20 protein-coding genes and 2 tRNA genes are annotated in these 18,952 nt (G+C 73.8%); 3 read left to right on the forward strand and 19 right to left on the reverse strand.

The window, feature by feature from the left end; translation table 11 throughout:
- Positions 1–2 precede the first annotated feature (2 nt).
- The 6 genes from KVT14_RS00185 to leuC all read right to left on the reverse strand — a co-directional run bounded on the left by KVT14_RS00185 (position 3) and on the right by leuC (position 7,036).
- Complete coding sequence (locus tag KVT14_RS00185) at positions 3–857, reverse strand: carbohydrate ABC transporter permease (protein ID WP_308160773.1); 855 nt, start codon at positions 855–857, stop codon at positions 3–5.
- Positions 854–1,855: a carbohydrate ABC transporter permease gene (locus KVT14_RS00190; protein ID WP_217613808.1), complete on the reverse strand. Its 1,002-nt coding sequence runs from the start codon at positions 1,853–1,855 to the stop codon at positions 854–856. Before KVT14_RS00190 ends, KVT14_RS00185 begins: the two co-directional genes overlap by 4 nt.
- Entirely contained in the window at positions 1,852–3,201 is a 1,350-nt protein-coding gene (locus tag KVT14_RS00195) for an ABC transporter substrate-binding protein (protein WP_217613809.1), read from the reverse strand. The genes KVT14_RS00190 and KVT14_RS00195 overlap by 4 nt, the downstream gene beginning before the upstream one ends.
- Before the next feature lie 192 nt (positions 3,202–3,393).
- Positions 3,394–4,710 carry a UDP-N-acetylglucosamine 1-carboxyvinyltransferase gene (gene murA, locus KVT14_RS00200; RefSeq protein ID WP_147796039.1) on the reverse strand — a complete coding sequence of 439 codons (1,317 nt, stop codon included), beginning with the start codon at positions 4,708–4,710 and terminating at the stop codon, positions 3,394–3,396.
- A gap of 156 nt (positions 4,711–4,866) precedes the next feature.
- Entirely contained in the window at positions 4,867–5,532 is a 666-nt protein-coding gene (gene leuD, locus KVT14_RS00205; RefSeq protein WP_217613810.1) for a 3-isopropylmalate dehydratase small subunit, read from the reverse strand.
- 52 nt (positions 5,533–5,584) lie between these two features.
- Positions 5,585–7,036, reverse strand: coding sequence for a 3-isopropylmalate dehydratase large subunit (gene leuC / locus KVT14_RS00210; protein WP_217613811.1), 1,452 nt, complete (start codon positions 7,034–7,036; stop codon positions 5,585–5,587).
- Positions 7,037–7,132: 96 nt separating this feature from the next.
- Here leuC and KVT14_RS00215 point away from each other — a divergent pair, with 96 nt between their 5' ends.
- Complete coding sequence (locus tag KVT14_RS00215; RefSeq protein ID WP_154728344.1) at positions 7,133–7,852, forward strand: IclR family transcriptional regulator; 720 nt, start codon at positions 7,133–7,135, stop codon at positions 7,850–7,852.
- Between the two features lie 364 nt (positions 7,853–8,216).
- Here KVT14_RS00215 and KVT14_RS00220 read toward each other — a convergent pair.
- From KVT14_RS00220 to KVT14_RS00245, 6 genes are all read right to left on the reverse strand, one after another.
- Positions 8,217–8,289 (reverse strand) — tRNA-Glu (locus KVT14_RS00220).
- A gap of 102 nt (positions 8,290–8,391) precedes the next feature.
- Positions 8,392–8,463: transfer RNA gene (locus KVT14_RS00225), tRNA-Gln, on the reverse strand.
- Between the two features lie 185 nt (positions 8,464–8,648).
- Positions 8,649–9,407: an HAD family hydrolase gene (locus tag KVT14_RS00230; protein ID WP_217613812.1), complete on the reverse strand. Its 759-nt coding sequence runs from the start codon at positions 9,405–9,407 to the stop codon at positions 8,649–8,651.
- Entirely contained in the window at positions 9,404–10,909 is a 1,506-nt protein-coding gene (gene gltX, locus KVT14_RS00235) for a glutamate--tRNA ligase (RefSeq protein ID WP_217613813.1), read from the reverse strand. Before gltX ends, KVT14_RS00230 begins: the two co-directional genes overlap by 4 nt.
- Before the next feature lie 57 nt (positions 10,910–10,966).
- Positions 10,967–11,749 (reverse strand): fumarylacetoacetate hydrolase family protein, encoded by a 783-nt coding sequence (locus tag KVT14_RS00240; RefSeq protein WP_217613814.1) that lies wholly within the window; start codon positions 11,747–11,749, stop codon positions 10,967–10,969.
- Between the two features lie 14 nt (positions 11,750–11,763).
- A complete protein-coding gene (locus tag KVT14_RS00245) occupies positions 11,764–12,585 on the reverse strand; it encodes a methyltransferase domain-containing protein (RefSeq protein WP_217613815.1) in 822 nt (273 codons plus the stop codon).
- 135 nt (positions 12,586–12,720) lie between these two features.
- Here KVT14_RS00245 and KVT14_RS00250 point away from each other — a divergent pair, with 135 nt between their 5' ends.
- Positions 12,721–13,776 carry a heparan-alpha-glucosaminide N-acetyltransferase domain-containing protein gene (locus tag KVT14_RS00250; RefSeq protein WP_217613816.1) on the forward strand — a complete coding sequence of 352 codons (1,056 nt, stop codon included), beginning with the start codon at positions 12,721–12,723 and terminating at the stop codon, positions 13,774–13,776.
- A 6-nt stretch (positions 13,777–13,782) separates the two neighbouring features.
- Here the strand turns inward: KVT14_RS00250 and KVT14_RS00255 are convergent, their stop codons facing one another.
- The 5 genes from KVT14_RS00255 to KVT14_RS00275 all read right to left on the reverse strand — a co-directional run bounded on the left by KVT14_RS00255 (position 13,783) and on the right by KVT14_RS00275 (position 16,366).
- Positions 13,783–14,445: a pyridoxal 5'-phosphate synthase gene (locus KVT14_RS00255; protein WP_217613817.1), complete on the reverse strand. Its 663-nt coding sequence runs from the start codon at positions 14,443–14,445 to the stop codon at positions 13,783–13,785.
- Between the two features lie 82 nt (positions 14,446–14,527).
- Positions 14,528–14,992 (reverse strand): PTS glucose transporter subunit IIA, encoded by a 465-nt coding sequence (locus KVT14_RS00260; RefSeq protein ID WP_217613818.1) that lies wholly within the window; start codon positions 14,990–14,992, stop codon positions 14,528–14,530.
- Positions 14,992–15,222 (reverse strand): PTS transporter subunit EIIB, encoded by a 231-nt coding sequence (locus KVT14_RS00265; RefSeq protein ID WP_147796028.1) that lies wholly within the window; start codon positions 15,220–15,222, stop codon positions 14,992–14,994. Before KVT14_RS00265 ends, KVT14_RS00260 begins: the two co-directional genes overlap by 1 nt.
- 80 nt (positions 15,223–15,302) lie before the next feature.
- Positions 15,303–15,548 carry a glucose PTS transporter subunit EIIB gene (locus KVT14_RS00270; protein ID WP_147796027.1) on the reverse strand — a complete coding sequence of 82 codons (246 nt, stop codon included), beginning with the start codon at positions 15,546–15,548 and terminating at the stop codon, positions 15,303–15,305.
- Positions 15,545–16,366: a GntR family transcriptional regulator gene (locus tag KVT14_RS00275; protein WP_308160775.1), complete on the reverse strand. Its 822-nt coding sequence runs from the start codon at positions 16,364–16,366 to the stop codon at positions 15,545–15,547. The genes KVT14_RS00270 and KVT14_RS00275 overlap by 4 nt, the downstream gene beginning before the upstream one ends.
- Positions 16,367–16,621: 255 nt before the next feature.
- Here KVT14_RS00275 and KVT14_RS00280 point away from each other — a divergent pair, with 255 nt between their 5' ends.
- Positions 16,622–18,004 carry a PTS transporter subunit EIIC gene (locus KVT14_RS00280; RefSeq protein WP_217613820.1) on the forward strand — a complete coding sequence of 461 codons (1,383 nt, stop codon included), beginning with the start codon at positions 16,622–16,624 and terminating at the stop codon, positions 18,002–18,004.
- 94 nt (positions 18,005–18,098) lie between these two features.
- Here KVT14_RS00280 and KVT14_RS00285 read toward each other — a convergent pair whose 3' ends face one another.
- Positions 18,099–18,368 carry an HPr family phosphocarrier protein gene (locus KVT14_RS00285; RefSeq protein ID WP_147796024.1) on the reverse strand — a complete coding sequence of 90 codons (270 nt, stop codon included), beginning with the start codon at positions 18,366–18,368 and terminating at the stop codon, positions 18,099–18,101.
- A gap of 116 nt (positions 18,369–18,484) precedes the next feature.
- Complete coding sequence (gene rnhA, locus KVT14_RS00290) at positions 18,485–18,949, reverse strand: ribonuclease HI (protein WP_147796023.1); 465 nt, start codon at positions 18,947–18,949, stop codon at positions 18,485–18,487.
- Between the last annotated feature and the right edge of the window lie 3 nt (positions 18,950–18,952).

Raw genomic sequence — 18,952 nt, forward strand, 5'->3', positions numbered from 1 at the left:
GCTCACCCCTTCAGCCCGCTGCGCGCGACGCCCTCGATGACGAACCGCTGCGTCAGCACGAACAGGACGATGACCGGGACCGACGCCACGACCGCGCCGGCCATGATCGACGGGTAGTCCGTCACGTAGGCGCCCTGGAGCAGCCGGAGCCCCGCGGGCAGCGTGAGCCGCTCCGGGCTGAACAGCACGTAGACGGGCCAGATGTAGTCGTTCCAGTTCCCGAGGAACGCGAGCACGGCGAGCGTCGCGAGCGCGGGGCGGGTGTTCGGCAGGACCACCCGGCGGAACACGACCCACTGGTTCGCGCCGTCGAGCGCCGCGGCCTCCTCCAGCTCGACCGGCAGGTTCACCATGAACTGCCGGAGGAAGAACACCCCGAACGCCCCCGCGGCGCCCGGGACGACGAGCGCCCACACCGAGTCCGTCCAGCCGAGCCGGTCGATCATCAGGTAGTTCGGCATGAGGAACACGAACGCCGGCAGGAACAGCGTCGACACGATGACGCCGAACACCAGGCCACGTCCCCGGAACGGCATCCGCGCCAGCGCGAACGCCGCCGTCGAGGCGACCACCAGGACGAGGGCGGTGTGCAGCACGCCCGCGAGCAGCGAGTTGAGGAACCAGCGCAGCACCGGGTAGGGCCCGTCGAGGCTGAGCAGCTGCTCGTAGGCGGACAGGTCCACCTCCTGCGGCCAGAGCGTCGGCGGGGACGCCGTCGCCTCGCCGTAGGACTTGACCGACGTGAGGCCCATCCAGAGCAGCGGACCCACGAACGTGGCGACCAGCACGAGCACCAGCGCCCAGACGGCGCCCGCGCCGAGCCCGCGGCGCGCGCGGCCCGTGCGCCCCGCGCTCACGACGCACCCCCGGCGCCGCGGCGGCCGGTGCGGGCACCCCGCCGGCGACCGCCGCGCCCGTCCCGGTCGCGCAGGGCCCAGAAGTTCGCGATCGACACGAGGCCGAGCCCGATCGACAGCAGGTACCCCATGGCGGCGGCCGAGCCCATCTTGTACTGGCCCAGGCCGGTGTCGAGGATGACCATGAGCGCCGTGCGGGTCGACGTGCCGGGTCCGCCGCTGGTCATGAGGTCGGCCTGCCCGAACATGTTCGCCGACGCCAGGAACGTCATCGTGAGCACGAACGCCAGCACCGGTCGCAGGCCCGGCAGGGTCACGTGCCGGAACCGCTGGCCCGCGGAGGCCCCGTCCACCTCAACGGCGTCGTAGAGCTCGCGCGGGACGTCCTGGAGCCCGGCCAGGTAGATGATCGTGTTGAACCCGAGGGTCCACCAGACCGTGACCCCCACCAGCGACACCCAGGTCCACGGCTGCGCGGTCAGCCACGGCACCGGGTCGCCGGCGCCGAGCGCGTGCAGCACCCGGTCCAGGCGGGTCAGGCCGAGCAGGTGGTTGAGCACCCCGAGGTTGGGGTCGAGCACGAACCGGAACAGCACGCCCACCACGGCGACCCCGAGCACGTACGGCAGGAACACCACGGCGCGCAGGAACGTCCGCCCCGGGAACCGCCGGTTGAGGGCCATCGCCAGCAGCAGTGGCAGCGTGAGCAGGAACGGCACCGACGCGACCACGAAGATCCCCGTCGCGGCCATGCCGTCCCAGAACCGCTGGAACACCACGCTCGTCGAGTCGAACAGGTCCGCGTAGTTGCCGAGCCCCACGAACGGCTTGTCCGGCATCAGGTAGTCCCAGTCGTGCAGGGACATCCAGATCCCGCGGACCGCCGGGAGCGCGACGAACGTGCCGAAGACGAGCGCGAACGGCGCCAGGAACGCCCACGGCGTCCACCACGCGCCCCGGCGCAGCGGGCGCCGGGGCGGCGGGAGCGCCGCGCTCATGCGCCGTAGCGGTCGCGGTTGTCGGCCAGCACCTGGTCGGCGCGCGCCGCCGCGTCGGCCAGGGCCTCGCGCGGCTCCTTCACGAGGAGGACCGCCTCGTTCAGCGCGGTGTAGAGCTCGCCGATCGCGTCGCCGATGCCCGGGATCGACGGCGGGAACCGCAGGTCGTCGGCCTGCTCGGCGATCGCCACCTGCGGGGCGAGGGCCCGGAACTCCGCCGACTCCCGCGCCGAGCGCCGCGCCGGGACCTGCCCGCCGACGGCCCACGCCGCGGACTGCTGCGACACCCAGTTCACGAACGTGCGGGCGGCCTCGAGCTGGTCGTCCGTCGTGCCCTTCTGCTTGGTCAGCACGAAGTTGTGCGACCCGGCCCACGCGGCGTCGACGCTCCCGATCCGGGGCAGCCGCCGGACGTCCCACTCGAGGCCGCTGATCTCGTCGAGCGTGTTGATCGACCAGATGCCGTTCCAGTTGAACGCCGCTTGCCCGTTCTGCAGGGCGATGATGTCGGCGTCCTGCCCCACGTCGCGGGCGCTCCAGCCGCGGTGCACGGCGTCGACCATCCAGGACAGCGCCTCGACGCCCTCGTCCTGCGCCCACGCGGCGGTGGCGCCGTCGGCGTCGAGCAGGTCGCCGCCGAACTGCCAGATGAGCGACTGCAGGGTCTGCCCGCCCGTGAAGGTGTGCGGGCTCATCCAGTGCCCCGCGACCCCGTGCGCCAGGAGCGCGTCGAGCGCCGCCTCGTACGACGCGCGGTCCATCGGCGGGTCCGCGGGGTCGAGGCCGGCGTCGGCCATGACCGCGGTGTTGCAGAAGAACCCGAGCGGGTGCACGTCGAGCGGGATGCCGTACCGCTCCCCCGCGTAGATGCCGGCGTCCCACACCGGCCGGATGAAGTCGTCCGCGGTGAGCGCGAGGTCCTCGGCGAGGTCGTCCAGCGGCAGCAGCAGCCCGCGGGCGGCGGAGGTGGGCAGGGAGTCGAGGTGCTGGATCGCGATGTGCGGGCCCTGCCCGGAGGTGAGCGCGGCGGGCAGCTTGGCGTGGAAGTCGGCCCACTCCATCGTCGTCATCTTCACCGCGACGCCCTCGTGCTCCGCGTTGAACCGGTCGACGAGGTCCTGCATCACGGGCCCGTCGCCGCCCGTGAAGCCGTTCCAGAAGGTGAGGTCGACGACCCCGCCGCGCCCGGTGCCCGACGGCGACGGGCTGCCGCTCGAGCAGGCGGCGACGGTCGCGCCGAGGCCGACGGCGCCCAGGCCGGCGAGGAAGCCGCGGCGGGACAGGCCGGTGGGTCGGGGCTGGGCACCCGGACGCGGGCGCGCGGGGGCAGGGACGGGCTGGCTCACGGTGGCTCCTTCGCCATCGGGGCCAGGGGGCGGCGGCTGAGCGCCACCCGGCCGTTACAACGGATAACCGTGGCCTCTGTCTAGCGAAGCCGTTCCTCCGTTGTAAACCCCCACTTCGCCCGCCTGGGGACGACGACGCCCGCCCGGCCGGGGAGGCGGGGCGGGCGTCGCGGGGCCGCTAACGCGGCAGCGTCAGTCGCGGTCGAACTTCGCGCCGAGCGCCTCGAGCTTCGCGGTGAAGTTCTCGTAGCCCCGGTCGATCAGGCTGATCCCGCGCACGGCGGACGTGCCCTGGGCGGTCAGCGCCGCGATGAGGTGGCTGAACCCGCCGCGCAGGTCCGGGACCTCGATGTCGGCCGCGGTGAGCGGCGTCGGGCCGGAGATGACCGCGGAGTGCGAGAAGTTGCGCTGCCCGAACCGGCACGGCCGGCCGCCGAGGCACTCCTTGTAGACCTGGATGGTGGCGCCCATGCCACGCAGGGCGTCGGTGAAGCCGAACCGGTTCTCGTACACGGTCTCGTGCACGATCGACAGCCCCTTGGCCTGCGTCAGGGCGACCACGAGCGGCTGCTGCCAGTCGGTCATGAACCCCGGGTGCACGTCGGTCTCCAGCACGATCGACCTCAGGTCGCCGCCCGGGTGGAAGAACCGGATGCCCTCGTCGTCGATCGCGAACTCGCCGCCCACCTTGCGGAACGTGTTGAGGAACGCGGTCATCTCGGGCTGGGTCGCACCGCGGACGTACACGTCGCCGCCGGTGGCCAGCGCGGCCGAGGCCCAGGAGGCCGCCTCGATGCGGTCCGCCAGGGCCGTGTGCTGGAAGCCCACCAGCCGGTCGACGCCCTCGATCCGGATGACCCGGTCGGTGTCGACGGAGATGATCGCGCCCATCTTCTGCAGGACGTTGATCAGGTCCATGATCTCGGGCTCGATGGCCGCGTTGGTCAGCTCGGTCATGCCCTCGGCGCGCACGGCGGTGAGCAGCAGCTGCTCGGTGGCGCCGACGCTCGGGTAGGGCAGCGTGATCTTGGTGCCCTGGAGGCGGCGCGGCGCACGGATGTGGATGCCGTTCTCGCGCTTGTCCACCACGGCGCCGAACTGCCGCAGGATGTCCAGGTGGTAGTTGATCGGCCGGTCGCCGATCCGGCAGCCGCCCAGGTCGGGGATGAACGCCTCGCCGAGCCGGTGCAGCAGCGGGCCGCAGAACAGGATCGGGATGCGGCTGGAGCCCGCGTGCGCGTCGATGTCGGCCACGTGCGCGGACTCGACGTCGGTCGGGTCGAGCCGCAGGACGCCGCCCTCGGCGTCGGCGGACACCCGCACGCCGTGCAGCTCCAGCAGGCCGGTGACGACGCCGACGTCGCGGATCTGCGGCACGTTGCGCAGCTCGCTCGGGGTCTCGCCCAGCAGGGCCGCCACCATCGCCTTGGAGACGAAGTTCTTGGCGCCCCGCACGGTGATCTCGCCCGAGAGGGGCGTGCCGCCGTGGACGTAGAGGAGATCGGTCATCCCCCCATGGTGGCGCACGCGCCGGGCGGGTCACGCACCCGCGCCGCGCGGGCCGCACAGCGCGCGCCAAACCTCCACATATGGGACGCCCGGGCCGCGCAGGATGCTGCGCGACCCGGGCGGGGTCCCAGGGCCGGGACGGGCCCGGCGGACGGCTCAGAGGCCGGGGCGCTTGCCCAGGCTGAGCTCGACCGGGCGCGCGGCCTTGATCTCCACCGGCGGCAGGTGCTTGGCCGGCAGGGTCTTCGGGCGCCAGGCGTCGCGGGTGGCCTCGAACGCCGTGATCTCGTCCTCGTGCTGCAGGGTCAGGCCGATGTCGTCCAGGCCCTCCATGAGGCGCCAGCGGGTGTAGTCGTCGATCTGGAACGGCACCACGACGTCGTCGCAGGTGACCGTCTTCGCCTCGAGGTCGACGGTCACCTCGGTGCCCGGCGCGGCCTCCAGGACCTTCCAGATGAGCTCGACGTCCTCCTGCGCCAGCTGGGCCGCGACGAGGCCCTGCTTGCCGGAGTTGCCGCGGAAGATGTCGGCGAACCGCGAGGCCAGGACGACCTTGAAGCCGTAGTCCTTGAGCGCCCACACGGCGTGCTCGCGGGACGAGCCGGTGCCGAAGTCCGGGCCGGCGACGAGGACCGAGCCGGTGCGGTAGGCGTCCTGGTTCAGGACGAACGACGGGTCGCCCCGCCAGGCCGCGAACAGCGCGTCCTCGAAGCCCGTACGGGTCACGCGCTTGAGGTAGACGGCCGGGATGATCTGGTCGGTGTCGACGTTGCTGCGGCGCAGCGGGACGCCGACGCCGGTGTGCTGGGTGAACTTCTCCACGAGCGTGCTCGCTCTCTCGGTCAGAGGGTCTTCGGGGCGGCGGTGCGGCGGCTCAGGCCGGCTGGAGGTCCAGCGGCGAGCCGTCCGGGACCGCCACGTCCGGGCCCAGGTCGGAGACGGACGACAGCGTGCCGCGGATGGCCGTGGCGGCGGCGACCAGCGGGGACACCAGGTGCGTGCGGCCGCCCTTGCCCTGTCGGCCCTCGAAGTTGCGGTTCGACGTCGACGCCGACCGCTCCCCCGGCGCGAGCTGGTCCGGGTTCATGCCCAGGCACATCGAGCAGCCGGCGTTGCGCCACTCCGCCCCGAAGTCGAGGAAGATCTTGTCCAGGCCCTCGGCCTCGGCCTGCAGCCGCACGCGGGCGGACGACGGCACGACCAGGACGCGCAGGGTGTCGGCCTTCTTCTGGCCCTGCATGAGCTTCGCGGCCGCGCGCAGGTCCTCGATGCGGCCGTTCGTGCAGGAGCCGATGAACACCGTGTCGACCGCGATCTCGCGCAGCGGCTGACCCGGGGTCAGGCCCATGTACTCGATGGCCCGCTCGGCGGCGACGCGCTCGTTGGCGTCGGCGATCTCCTCCGGCACCGGCACGGCGCCCGACAGCGGCAGCCCCTGGCCGGGGTTGGTGCCCCACGTGACGAACGGCTCGAGGTCCGCGGCCTCCAGGACCACCTCGGCGTCGAACGTCGCGTCGTCGTCGCTGCGCAGCGTCTCCCAGTACGCGACCGCGGCGTCCCAGTCGGCGCCCTCGGGGGCGTGCGGGCGGCCCTTCAGGTAGTCGAAGGTCGTCTGGTCCGGGGCGATCATGCCGGCGCGGGCGCCCGCCTCGATCGACATGTTGCAGATCGTCATGCGGCCCTCCATCGAGAGGGACCGGATGGCCTCGCCGCGGTACTCCAGGACGTAGCCCTGGCCGCCGCCGGTGCCGATCTTCGCGATGACGGCCAGGATGATGTCCTTCGCCGTCGCGCCGATCGGCAGGGCGCCGTTCACCGTGATCGCCATCGTCTTGAACGGGGCGAGCGGCAGGGTCTGCGTGGCGAGCACGTGCTCGACCTCGGACGTGCCGATGCCGAACGCCAGCGCGCCGAACGCGCCGTGCGTGGACGTGTGCGAGTCGCCGCAGACGACCGTCAGGCCCGGCATCGTCAGGCCGAGCTGCGGGCCGACCTGGTGCACGATGCCCTGGTCCGCGTCGCCGAGGGAGTGCAGCCGGACGCCGAACTCCTTCGCGTTGTTCCGCAGCGTGTCGATCTGCGTGCGCGACGTCGCGTCGGCGATCGGCAGGTCGATGTCGAGCGTCGGGGTGTTGTGGTCCTCGGTGGCGAGCGTGAGGTCCGGGCGGCGGACGGGACGGCCGGCGAGCCGGAGCCCCTCGAACGCCTGGGGGCTGGTGACCTCGTGCACGAGGTGCAGGTCGATGTAGAGCAGATCGGGCGCGCCGTCGGCGCCGCGCCGCACGATGTGGTTCTCCCACACCTTCTCCGCCAGTGTGCCGGCCATGTTCGGGCGTCCTCTCCTCCGTCGGTCGGTGGGGGCCGACCGGGGTCTTCGTGGTGCCGACTTGCGTCTCAGTGTGCGAGACGGCAATATCGACCTATGGACAACTCTAGCGGAGTCGGCGTGCTGGACAAGGCCGCCTCGGTCCTCAACGCCCTCGAGGCCGGACCCGCCACCCTCGCGCAGCTGGTCAACGCCACCCATCTTGCCCGCCCGACGGCCCACCGGCTGGCCGTCGCGCTCGAGCACCACCGCCTGGTGGGGCGCGACATGCAGGGCCGGTTCGTCCTGGGTCCGCGGCTGACCGAGCTGGCGAGCGCGGCCGGCGAGGACCGGCTGCTCGCCGCCGCCGGCCCCGTCCTCGCGGCGCTGCGCGACCACACGGGCGAGAGCGCCCAGCTGTACCGCCGCCAGGGCGACCAGCGCATCTGCGTGGCCGCCGCCGAGCGGCCCATCGGCCTGCGCGACTCGATCCCCGTGGGCGCGACGCTCACGATGGCGGCCGGGTCCGCGGCGCAGATCCTGCTCGCCTGGGAGGAGCCGGACCGGCTGCACCGCGGCCTGCAGGGCGCCAAGTTCACCGCGACGATCCTGTCCGGCGTCCGCCGCCGCGGCTGGGCGCAGTCCGTGTCCGAGCGCGAGGTCGGCGTGGCGTCGGTCTCCGCCCCGGTGCGCGGGCAGTCGGGGCGCGTCGTCGCGGCGGTCTCGATCTCGGGCCCCGTGGAGCGGCTGTCGCGCCAGCCGGGGCGGCTGCACGCCGCCGCGGTGGTGTCGGCGGCGAACCGTCTGACGGAGGTCCTGCGCCGCACGGCGGAGTGACCCCGACCAGCCCGACCCGCTGCGCGAGGCCGTCACCCCCTCGGGGGTGGCGGCCTCACGGCGTCCCGGCTGCCTGGGCGGGCCGAGACGGCCGCGCCGGGCCGAGACGGGCATGCCGGCCTGCGACGGGCACGCCGGCCCGAGGTCTGCGGGCACGGTGCGCCGAGGTCGGCGGTTGCGCCCGAGGTCGGCGGTTGCGCCCGAGGTCGGCGGTTGCGCCCGAGGTCGGCGGTTGCGCCGCCCGCCGGGTGGCCGGAACCGACGACCTCGGGCGCCGCACATCCGCCGCGCCCCGCCTGCGCCCGCCCCGCGCCGCGGACAGCAGAAAGGCCGGCCGCCTGCTGGCGACCGGCCTTTCCCTATGTACCCCCAAGGGGATTCGAACCCCTGTTACCGCCGTGAGAGGGCGGCGTCCTAGGCCACTAGACGATGGGGGCCTAGTTGATCTCGCCACCGGAGCGGCTTGACCGGGTCTTACTGTACTGCATCCTGCTCGGCCTCTTCAAATCGGCCTTTCCGGGCCGTTCTGTGAAACCTTGCTGGGGTACCAGGACTCGAACCTAGACTAAGTGAACCAGAATCACTCGTGCTGCCAATTACACCATACCCCAATGGCACTTCCGGCCATTCCTCCGGTCCCGCAGCCAGCGCCGACCGGCGCACGGGGCGCCTGATGGAGCGGGTTGGAGGACCGGCGTTCTGGACGCCGTGCCGACCGAGAACATTACCGGAGGAACGGGCCTGCTCCAAACCGGCCGCTCGCGACGCGCGTCACAGGCGTCGCGAGCGGGTCCGGTCAGAGCCCGAGCACCCCCGGCAGCTCTGTCAGCGACGTGATCACGACGTCGGTCGGCAGCGCCTCGGTGTCGTTCGCGTGCTTGGCCCCCAGCTGCGGCCGCGCGAGCCACACGCCGCGCAGCCCGGCCGCCACCGCGGCGCGCGCGTCGACGTCGAGCTCGTCGCCGACGTACGCCGTCCGCTCCGGGGAGGTCCCCAGCCGGCGGCAGGCCTCGGCGAACACCCGCGGGTCGGGCTTGCCGAACCCGAGGGTGTCGACGCCGACCAGCAGCGGCACGTCGTCGGCCAGGCCCGCGCGGGTGAGCTTGCGCACCTGGTACTCGGTCGCGGCGTTGGTCAGCGCACCGACCTTGATCCCGGCGTCGAGCAGCCGGCGCACCACGCCGGCGGCGTCGTCGTGCGCGGCCCACGAGCCGGTGAACCGGTCCTCGAACAGCGCGTTCCACCGGTCGTAGGCCGCGTCGTCGAGCACGGGACCGCCGAACGCCGCGTGCAGGTCGTTCGCCCGGCCCATCCGCTGCTCGCGGTAGGACACCTCGCCGCGGGTGTACCCGCGGTACCGGCCGTGGGCGTCCGCGCGCCAGTGGTCGAGCACCTCGGTGTCCCGCGCGGGGTCCAGGCCCGGCAGCCACTCCCGCGAGACAGCGGCCAGGGCCGCGGCGAACGCCCCGTGCGTGTCGACCAGCGTGTCGTCGACGTCGAACAGCACGCCGTCGACGGCGCGCTCCCCCGCCGGTCCCGCAGCCGCGGCCGTCACAGCGACGCGCGCAGCGCGGCGATCCGGGCGATCGTCGAGGCCCGGCCCAGGATCTCCAGCGACTCGAACAGCGGCGGCGACACCCGGCGGCCGGACACGGCCACGCGCAGCGGCGTGAACGCGAACCGCGGCTTGATGCCGAGCCCGTCGACCAGAGCGGCCTGCAGGGCGTCCTGCGTGGCCTCGGTGGTGAACCCGTCCTCGGGCAGGGCCGACAGCGCCTCGGTGGCGGCGTCGAGCACCTGGGCGGCGGTGTCCTTGAGCGCGCCGCGGGCGTCGTCCTCGACCGCGAGCGCGTCGTCGGCCGTGAACAGGAACCCGAGCATCCCGACGGCCTCGCCGAGCAGCGTGACGCGGGTCTGGATCAGCGGCGCCCCGGCGTCGAGCAGCGCGCGGTGCTCCGGCGACAGGTCGGCGTAGGAGTCGGCGGGCACCAGGCCGGCGCGGTGCAGGTACGGCACCAGGCGGTCCCGGAAGTCGTCGGCCGCGAGCAGCCGGACGTGCTCGGCGTTGATGGCCTCGGCCTTCTTGAGGTCGAACCGCGCGGGGTTCGGGTTCACGTCGGCGACGTCGAAGGCCTCGACCAGCTCGGCGACCGAGAAGATGTCCCGGTCCGGCCCGATCGACCAGCCGAGCAGCGACAGGTAGTTCAGCAGGCCCTCGGGCGTGAAGCCGCGCTCCCGGTGCAGGAACAGGTTCGACTCGGGGTCGCGCTTGGAGAGCTTCTTGTTGCCCTCGCCCATGACGTACGGCAGGTGGCCGAACGCCGGCATCACGGTGGCGACGCCGATCTCGAGCAGCGCCCGGTAGAGCACGACCTGGCGCGGGGTGGACGACAGCAGGTCCTCGCCGCGGAGCACGTGCGTGATGCCCATGAGCGCGTCGTCGACCGGGTTCACCAGCGTGTAGAGCGGGTGGCCGTTGCCGCGGACGATCACGAAGTCGGGGACCGAGCCGGCCTTGAACGTGACCTCGCCGCGGACCAGGTCGGTGAACGTGACGTCCTCGTCGGGCATCCGCAGGCGCAGCACGGGCTCGCGGCCCTCGGCGCGGTACGCGGCCTTCTGCTCGTCGGTGAGGTCGCGGTCGTAGCCGTCGTAGCCGAGCTTGGGGTCGCGGCCGGCGGCGCGGTGCCGGGCCTCGACCTCCTCCGGCGTCGTGAACGACTCGTAGGCGTAGCCGCCCTCGACCAGCCGGCGCGCGACGTCGGCGTACAGGTCCATGCGCTGCGACTGCCGGTACGGCTCGTGCGGCCCGCCGACCTCGACGCCCTCGTCCCAGTCGAGGCCGAGCCAGCGCAGCGCGTCGAGCAGCTGCTGGTACGACTCCTCGGAGTCGCGCGCCGGGTCGGTGTCCTCGATGCGGAACACGAACGTGCCGCCGACGTGCCGCGCGTACGCCCAGTTGAACAGGGCGGTGCGGATCAGGCCGACGTGCGGCGTACCGGTCGGGGACGGGCAGAAGCGGACGCGCACCGGCGTCGCGGGGGCAGCAGCACTCACGCGCTCCACCCTAGCGAGCGCGGCGGGCCTCCCCCGCCGCGCTCCGGCCCCACGGCCTCAGGACCGGCGCAGCACCGGGTTGCGCAGGGTGCCGATCTCCTCGACCTCGACCTCGACGACGTCCCGCTCGGCCAGCAGGCCGACGCCCGCCGGGGTGCCGGTGAGGATGATGTCGCCCGGCAGCAGCGTGAACACCTCGGAGATGTACGAGATCAGGTACGCGACGTCGAACACCATCTGCGACGTCCGGCCGTCCTGCTTGGCCTCGCCGTTGACCCGGGACCGCACGGCCAGGTCCTCGACGTCGAGCCCGGGCACGACCCACGGGCCGATCGGGCAGGACGAGTCGAAGCCCTTGGCGCGGGTCCACTGCGAGTCGGACCGCTGGGCGTCGCGCGCGGTGACGTCGTTGGCGACGGTGTAGCCGAACACCTTGCTCAGGGCGTGCTCGGGCGCGACGTCCTTGGTGACCTTGCCGATGACGACGGCGAGCTCGGCCTCGTACGAGACCTCCTCGGTCCAGTCGGGCAGCACGATCGGGTCGTCCGGGCCGACGACGGCGGTGTTGGGCTTGAGGAACAGCAGCGGCGACGCCGGCACCTCGTTGCCCATCTCGGCGGCGTGGTCGACGTAGTTCCGGCCGACGCCGATGATCTTGGACCGCGGGATCACCGGGGCGAGCAGCCGGACGCCGTCGCCGAGCGGGATCCGCTCGCCGGTGGGCTGCACCGGGGTGTAGATCGGGTCGCCGCTGATGACGACGAGCTGCTCCTGACCCGGCTCCCCCTCCACGAGGGCGTAGCGGGGGTCGTCTCCGGTGGTGAACCTGGCGATGCGCACGGCCCCACCCTAGGTCAGACGCGCGCCAGCACCTCGCCGTGCAGCACCGCGAACCAGCCGTCCGGGTGGGTGCCCCACTCGCGCCAGCCGGCGGCGAGCTGCTCGAGCCCCACCTCGTCGGCGAGCCCGTGCTCGACGGCCTGCCGGGCGAAGTCCGACACGACGCAGCGCTCGGCCCACAGGTCGGCCCACCACGCCCGGTCCTCGTCGGAGGCGTAGCTCCACACGCCGGCCGTGGCGACGAGGCCGTCCGGGTCGAACCCGGCCGCGAGCGCCCAGGAGTGCAGCCGGCGGCCGGCGTCGGCCTCGGCGCCGTTGGCCTGGGTGACCTCGTGGTAGAGCGCGGACCACTCGTCGAGCACCGGCGACGCGGGGAACCAGGTCATGCCGGCGTAGTCCGCGTCCCGCACGGCGACGACGCCGCCGGGCCGGGTCACGCGGCGCAGCTCGCGCAGGGCGGCGACCGGGTCGGTGAGGTGCTGCAGCACCTGGTGCGCGTGCACGACGTCGAAGGACGCGTCCGGGAACGGCAGCGCGTAGGCGTCGCCGACCTGGAACGTCACGTTGTCCGCGCCGGCCTTCGCGGCCTCCTCGCGGGCGAGGTCGAGCACCTTCTCCGAGCGGTCGAGGCCGACGACGGCGCCGGGCGCGACCCGCGACGCGAGGTCGACGGTCACGGTGCCGGGTCCGCAGCCCACGTCGAGCAGGGACTGGCCGGGCTGCAGGGCCGGCAGCAGGTAGGCCGCCGAGTTCTCCGCGGTGCGCCACCGGTGGGAGCGCAGCACGCTGTCGTGGTGGCCGTGGGTGTAGACGTCGGCCTGGTGCGTGTCGGTCACGGTCCGACGGTAGCCCGGTCAGGGACGGGCATTCCAGTAAGCGGTACATCGCGTCCCGACCCGCGAGACGATGCGGCCGGCGTCACGTCGACGCGGGCGCCCGCGCCCGGCCGGCCGCCCGGCTAGCGTGGCGCCATGCAGCGGATCACCGGGGTGGACGTCGCCCGCGGCCTGGCGGTGCTGGGCATGCTCACCGCGCACGTCGGCCCCGGCGGGCCGGACGACCCGTGGCCCTGGTCGCTCGCGCAGGTCGTCGACGGCCGGTCGGCCGCGCTGTTCGTCCTGCTGTCCGGGATCTCGGTCGCGCTGATCTCCGGCGGCTCCGCGCCCGTCACCGGTGTGCGGCGGGTGCAGGCCCGCGCCAAGATCCTGGTCCGCGCGTTCGCCGTGCTCGGGATCGGGGTGGCGGTGATCCTGCTCGGCACGCCGATCGCGGTGATCCTGCCGACGTACGCCGTGCTGTTCGCGTGCGCGACGCCGCTGCTGGGCGTGCCGCCGCGGCGGCTGCTCGGCGGGGCGGTGGCCGTCGCCGCGTTCGGGCCGCTGCTGCACCTCGCGCTCCAGCCGGTGCTCCTGCGGCTCCCCGGCCGGGAGTTCACGGACCTGCTGGTCGGCGACTACTACCCGGCGGTCGTGTGGTTCGCGTACGTGCTGGTGGGCCTCGCCGTCGGGCGGATGGACCTGCGGGACCGCGGTGTCCGGCTCCGGCTGCTCGGCGCCGGGGCGGCGCTGGCGGTCGTCGCGCACGCGGCGTCCGCGCTGCTGACCCGGACGCTCGCCGGCGACCCGACCCTGGTCGCGCTCGTCACCACCGAGCCGCACTCGTCGTCGGGCCTGGAGGTCGTCGCCAACACCGGCGTCGGCCTCGCGGCGCTGGCGCTGTGCCTGATCGTGGCCGACGCGGTCCCCCCGCTCGTGGCGCCGCTGGCCGCGACCGGCGCGCTCGCACTCACCGCCTACACCGGCCAGCTCGTGGTGATCGCCCTGCTCGGGGAGTCGGTGGTGTGGGAGCCGGACGCCGGCACCTGGGTCGCGTTCCTGGTCGTGACGGTGCTGGCGTGCTGGCTGTGGCGGGCGGCGCTGGGTCGGGGCCCGCTGGAGCGGCTGCTGCACACCCTGGCGGCCCGGGCGGCCGACGTGTCGCCGGACGTGCTGCCCCCGCGCGACGCGGTGCCCGCCGCCCGGGACTGAGGCCGCTCAGGGCCAGTCGAGGTGCCGGTCCCACCGGTCCTCGGCCCGGGTGTACCGGACCCGCACGTGCGCCCGGTCCGAGTCGCCCTGCCAGAGCTCGACCTCGTCGGGTTCGACCGCCCACAGCTGCCAGGTCGGCAGCACCAGCCCGGGCTCCCGGTCGACCCGCGCGCGGGCCTGCTGCACGGCGGCGTGCAGCTCGTCGGCGGACAGCAGCCGCTCCCCCGGCCGGGACGCGAGCGCCGCGGCGCGGCTGCTCGGCGAGCGGCGCAGGAAGTCGGCCGCGCAGGTCGCGGCGTCCAGCGCCCGGGCCCGCCCGACGACCCGCACCTGCCGGCCCAGCGGCTGCCAGTAGAACGTCAGCGCCGCCCGCGGCTCGGCCGCGAGGTCCTGGGCCTTGCCGGCCCGCGCGTCGCTCGCGAACACCCACGCCCCGTCCGCGACATCGGCGAGCAGCACGACGCGCGCGTGCGGCGCCCCGTCGGGCCCGACCGTCGACAGGCACAGCGCGTGCGGCTCGGGCACGCCGGCGGCGACGGCGGCGGCGAACCAGTCCTGGAACGCGTCGACCGGGTCCGCCGGCAGCGCGTACGGGTCGACCTCGGGCAGGTCGCCGGTGAGCGCGGGCAGCGACCGCAGCAGGTCGCGGGTGCTCGGGCGGGGCAGCATGCCGTTCAGTATCCGGCCGGGGCTCGCGCCGCGTCCGGGACACCGGCCGGGACCTTCGCGGGTCCCGGCCGGCGCCGGCGGCTCAGCCCAGCTGCAGCAGCGGGTCGCCCGCCGCGACGCGGGTGCCCGGCTCTGCGAGCCGGGTGAGCGAGTCGGGCTGCGCCTCGAGCCCGACGACGGGGCAGATCGCCGACCGCCCGCCGGCCTCGACCGCCGCCGGGTCCCACTCGACCAGGAGCTGGCCCTGCTCGACGGCGTCGCCCTCGGCGACGTGCAGCGTGAAGCCGTCGCCGCCGAGCTGGACGGTGTTGATGCCGAGGTGCACCAGCACGCCGCGGCCGCCCTCGGCGAGCAGCACGAACGCGTGCGGGTGCAGCTTGGCGACGGTGCCGGCCACCGGGGCGACGACCGAGCGGCCGGCGCCGGACTCCGCGTCCGGCTGCACGGCCAGGCCCGGGCCGACGATCTCCTGGGCGAACACCGGGTCGTCCACGTCCGCGAGCGCGTGCACCACCCCGGCGACCGGCGCGAGGACGGTCAGCGCCATCAGCGCAGGTCCTCGATGTCCGAGGCGAGCGTGTCCGCCTCGGGCCCGACGATGACCTGCACGACGGTGCCGGACTGCATCACGGCGATCGCCCCGGCCGCCTTGAGGACGGACTCGGTCACCTTCGACGGGTCCTCGACCTCGACGCGCAGCCGGGTGATGCAGGGCTCGAGGTCGACGATGTTCGCGTCGCCGCCGAGTCCGGCGAGGATCTGCTCTGCCTTGCTCATGGTTCTTCTCCTTCGTGCTTCCCGCCGGTGCGGTGCGGCGGGTCGGTGCTGGCGTGCGGCGGCCGCGCGGGCCGCGGCTGTCACATGAGGTCCTCCAGGTCGGAGGCGAGGGTGTCGACGCTCGGGCCGATCACGACCTGCACCACCCGGCCGGACACCATCACGCCGAATGCGCCGGCGGCGCGCAGGGCGGCGGCGTCCACCCGGGACGGCTCCTTCACGAGCGACCGCAGCCGCGTCGTGCACGGCTCGATCTCGTCGATGTTCCCCACCCCGCCCAGGCCGGCGAGGATCGCCTCGGCCTGGCCGGTGCCCCGCGCGCTCATCCGGTCCTCCCGTCGTCCAGGGCCGCGCCCACGGCCTCCCGCTGGTCGAGCCGCTCGTCCTCGTCCCGCTCGCGCAGCCGCGGCACCAGGGCCGGCGCCGGCGCGCTGAGCGGCACCCACACGCTGTACCGGTCCCCGCGGTAGCAGGCGTTCGAGTACATCGCGGGCGTGTCGGCGCTGAACGTCCGCCGGGTCGCGCGCAGCACGGCGCGCGTCCCGCGCAGGTCGAGCAGCGCGGCCTCCTCGTCGGTCGCCTCCGCGGCGGTCAGCGTCTCCTCGCCCCAGGACGGGTCGAGGCCGACCGCGCGCAGGGCGTCGTGCATGCTCGGCGGCGGGCCGTCGGTGAGCAGCCCGGGCACCAGGTCGACCGACACCCAGTGCTGCTCGATGCTCATCGGCGACCCGTCGGCGTACCGGACGCGGCGCAGGTGGTGCAGCGGGGCGCCCGGCTCGGTGCCGAGCGCGTCGGCGGCCTCCGCGGAGGCGGGCACGGTACCCATGCCGAGCACCCGGGTCTCGGGCCGCATCCCGCGCCGGCGCATCTCCTCGCCGAACGTGGTCAGCCGCATCTCGAAGTCCATGCGCTGCGGCGCGACGAACGTGCCGCGCCCCTGCTCGCGCACGAGCACGCCCTCGCCGACGAGCGCGTCGACGGCTTGGCGCACGGTCATCCGGGAGACGCCGAACCGCTCGCACAGCGCGCGTTCGGACGGGATCGCGTCGCCGACGTGCAGCTCGCGCTCGACCAGGCCGACCAGGTAGGCGCGAACCGCCTGGTACTTGTGGGCGCCGGGGGCGGCGGGCTGCTTCGCGTGCACGCGCTCACCCTCCCACCTCGGTCGCCGTCGTCCGCACCACCGGGTGCCCGTCCGGGCGCTCCGCGGGCGGTCATGTGGTCCTTGACACATACTCCGGTCTAGACCACTCTGACCGCAACTGGTCCAGACAACTTGCCGGCTCGACGGCGACCACGCACGTCCCGCACCGACGCGCACCGCGTGCCCACACCTCCCCCCGACCCGCGCGCACCCCGCCCCGGCGGCGCCCGCGACCCGAACCCACGAGGAGTGACCATGACCGCCACCACGGTCGATACCCCCAAGCGGGGCATCCCCGGACTCGCGCAGCTGCAGCGCGTGGGTCGATCCCTCATGCTCCCGATCGCCTCCCTGCCCGCCGCCGCGCTCCTCCTGCGGCTCGGGCAGGCGGACATGCTCGGCGCCGACGGCCTCGGCGCCCGCGCCGACTGGCTGCTGCCGGTGGCCGACGTGCTCGCCGCCGCGGGCAACGCGCTGCTCGGCAACCTGCCGCTGCTGTTCGCGCTCGGCGTCGCCATCGGGTACGCCCGCAAGGCCGACGGGTCGACGGGACTCGCGGCGCTCGTGGGCTACCTCGTGTTCAAGGGCGTCACGGACGCCCTGTCGCCCTACATCCTCGGCGAGGCGGCCGAGGGCGAGACGCAGGAGCTCATCAACTACGGCGTGCTCGGCGGCATCGTCATCGGCCTGACCGCGGCGCTGCTGTACCAGCGGTTCTACCGGATCAAGCTGCCCCCGTACCTGGCGTTCTTCGGCGGCCGCCGGTTCGTCCCGATCATCACGGCCGGGGTCGCGGTCCTCATCGCCGTCGTCGCGTCCCTCATCTACCCGGCGTTCGACGCGGGCTTCACGGCGGTCGGCGAGTGGGTCACCGGCTCGACCATCATCGGCGGCTTCGTCTTCGGCACCCTGAACCGGCTGCTGCTGCCGTTCGGCCTGCACCACCTGCTGAACTCGCTGCCGTGGTTCCAGTTCGGCTCCTACGAGGCCGACGGCCAGGTGTGGAACGGCGACATCGCCCGGTTCCTGCACGGCGACCCGACCGCCGGCACGTTCATGACCGGCTTCTTCCCGATCATGATGTTCGCGCTGCCCGCCGCCGCCCTGGCGATCGTGCACACCGCGAAGAAGAAGAACCGCAAGGTCATCGCCGGCATCATGGGCTCGGCCGCGCTGGTCGCGTTCGTCACCGGCGTCACCGAGCCGCTCGAGTTCGCGTTCGTGTACGTGGCCTACCCGCTGTACGCGATCCACGCCGTGCTCACCGGCACCTCGCTCGCGCTGGTCAACGCCCTCGACATCCGCAGCGGGTTCGGGTTCTCCGCGGGCGCCATCGACTACCTGCTGAACTTCCGGATCGCCGAGCAGCCGCTGCTGCTCATCGTGATCGGCCTGGTCTACGCGGTCATCTACTACTTCCTGTTCCGGTTCATGATCCTGAAGTTCAACTTCAAGACGCCGGGCCGGGAGGACGACCCCGTGGCCGAGGGCGCGGGCGACGAGGCCGCGCGTGCCGCGGACACCGCCCCGGCCGAGGTCCCGGCGACGGCGACGGTCCCGGCCGCGAGGGTCGAGTCCCGCGCGGACGACCCGGGCCGGCGTCCGGGCGATCGCACCTCGGGCGGGTCCCCGGCCTGACGCCGGAGTCCGCCCGGCTGGAGACGAGTGGAGCGTTCTGCCCGACACGCGCGGCGTGTCTCGGCAGAACGCTCCACTCGTGCGTTCCGTGGGGTCAGGCGATCTCGACCTGGCTCAGGAACTTCTCCAGCGCGTCCAGGCTGGCCTCGGCGTCCGGGCCGTCGGCCTCGGTCGCGAGCACGACGGTCTCGCCCGCGGCGGCGCCCAGGGTCATCACCCCGAGGATGCTCGCGGCCTGGACCGGGGCGGCGTCGCCCTTGCGGACCGTGACCGGCACCGGCTGCTTGCCGGCCTCCGCGACGAACAGGGCGGCGGGGCGGGCGTGCAGACCCTCCGCGATGGCGACGACGACGGACCGTTCCATGCCTGACCTCCGGTGCGAGCGGGATCGTGCCCGGCGGTGGGCACGCCCCGACTGTAACTGGTCTGGACCAGCCGCGGGGAGCCGCGCGCCGCGCGGTTCGGCCCGCCCGGCGCGGCTCAGCCCGCGCGCACCTCGTCGACGCCCTTGTTCGCCAGCTGGTCCGCCCGCTCGTTCCCCGGGTCGCCGGCGTGGCCCTTCACCCAGTGCCAGGAGATGGCGTGCCGAGCGACCTGCTCGTCGAGCGCCTGCCACAGGTCCTGGTTCTTCACCGGCTTCTTGTCGGCGGTGCGCCAGCCGTTGCGCTTCCAGCCGGCGATCCACTTGGTCACGCCCTGCATGACGTACTGCGAGTCGACGTGCAGGTCGACCCGGCACTGCTGGTTGAGCGCCCGCAGCCCCTCGATGACGGCCGTGAGCTCCATTCGGTTGTTCGTCGTGACGGCCTCGCCGCCGAACAGCTCGCGCTCGTGCCCGTTCGACCGGAGCAGCGCGCCCCAGCCGCCGACGCCGGGGTTGCCCTTGCAGGCACCGTCCGTCCACATCTCGACGGCGGGCGGGGTGCTGCTGGGGGCGTCGCTCATGGT

Source organism: Cellulomonas sp. GbtcB1 (assembly GCF_019091725.1).
Classification (GTDB): domain Bacteria; phylum Actinomycetota; class Actinomycetes; order Actinomycetales; family Cellulomonadaceae; genus Cellulomonas.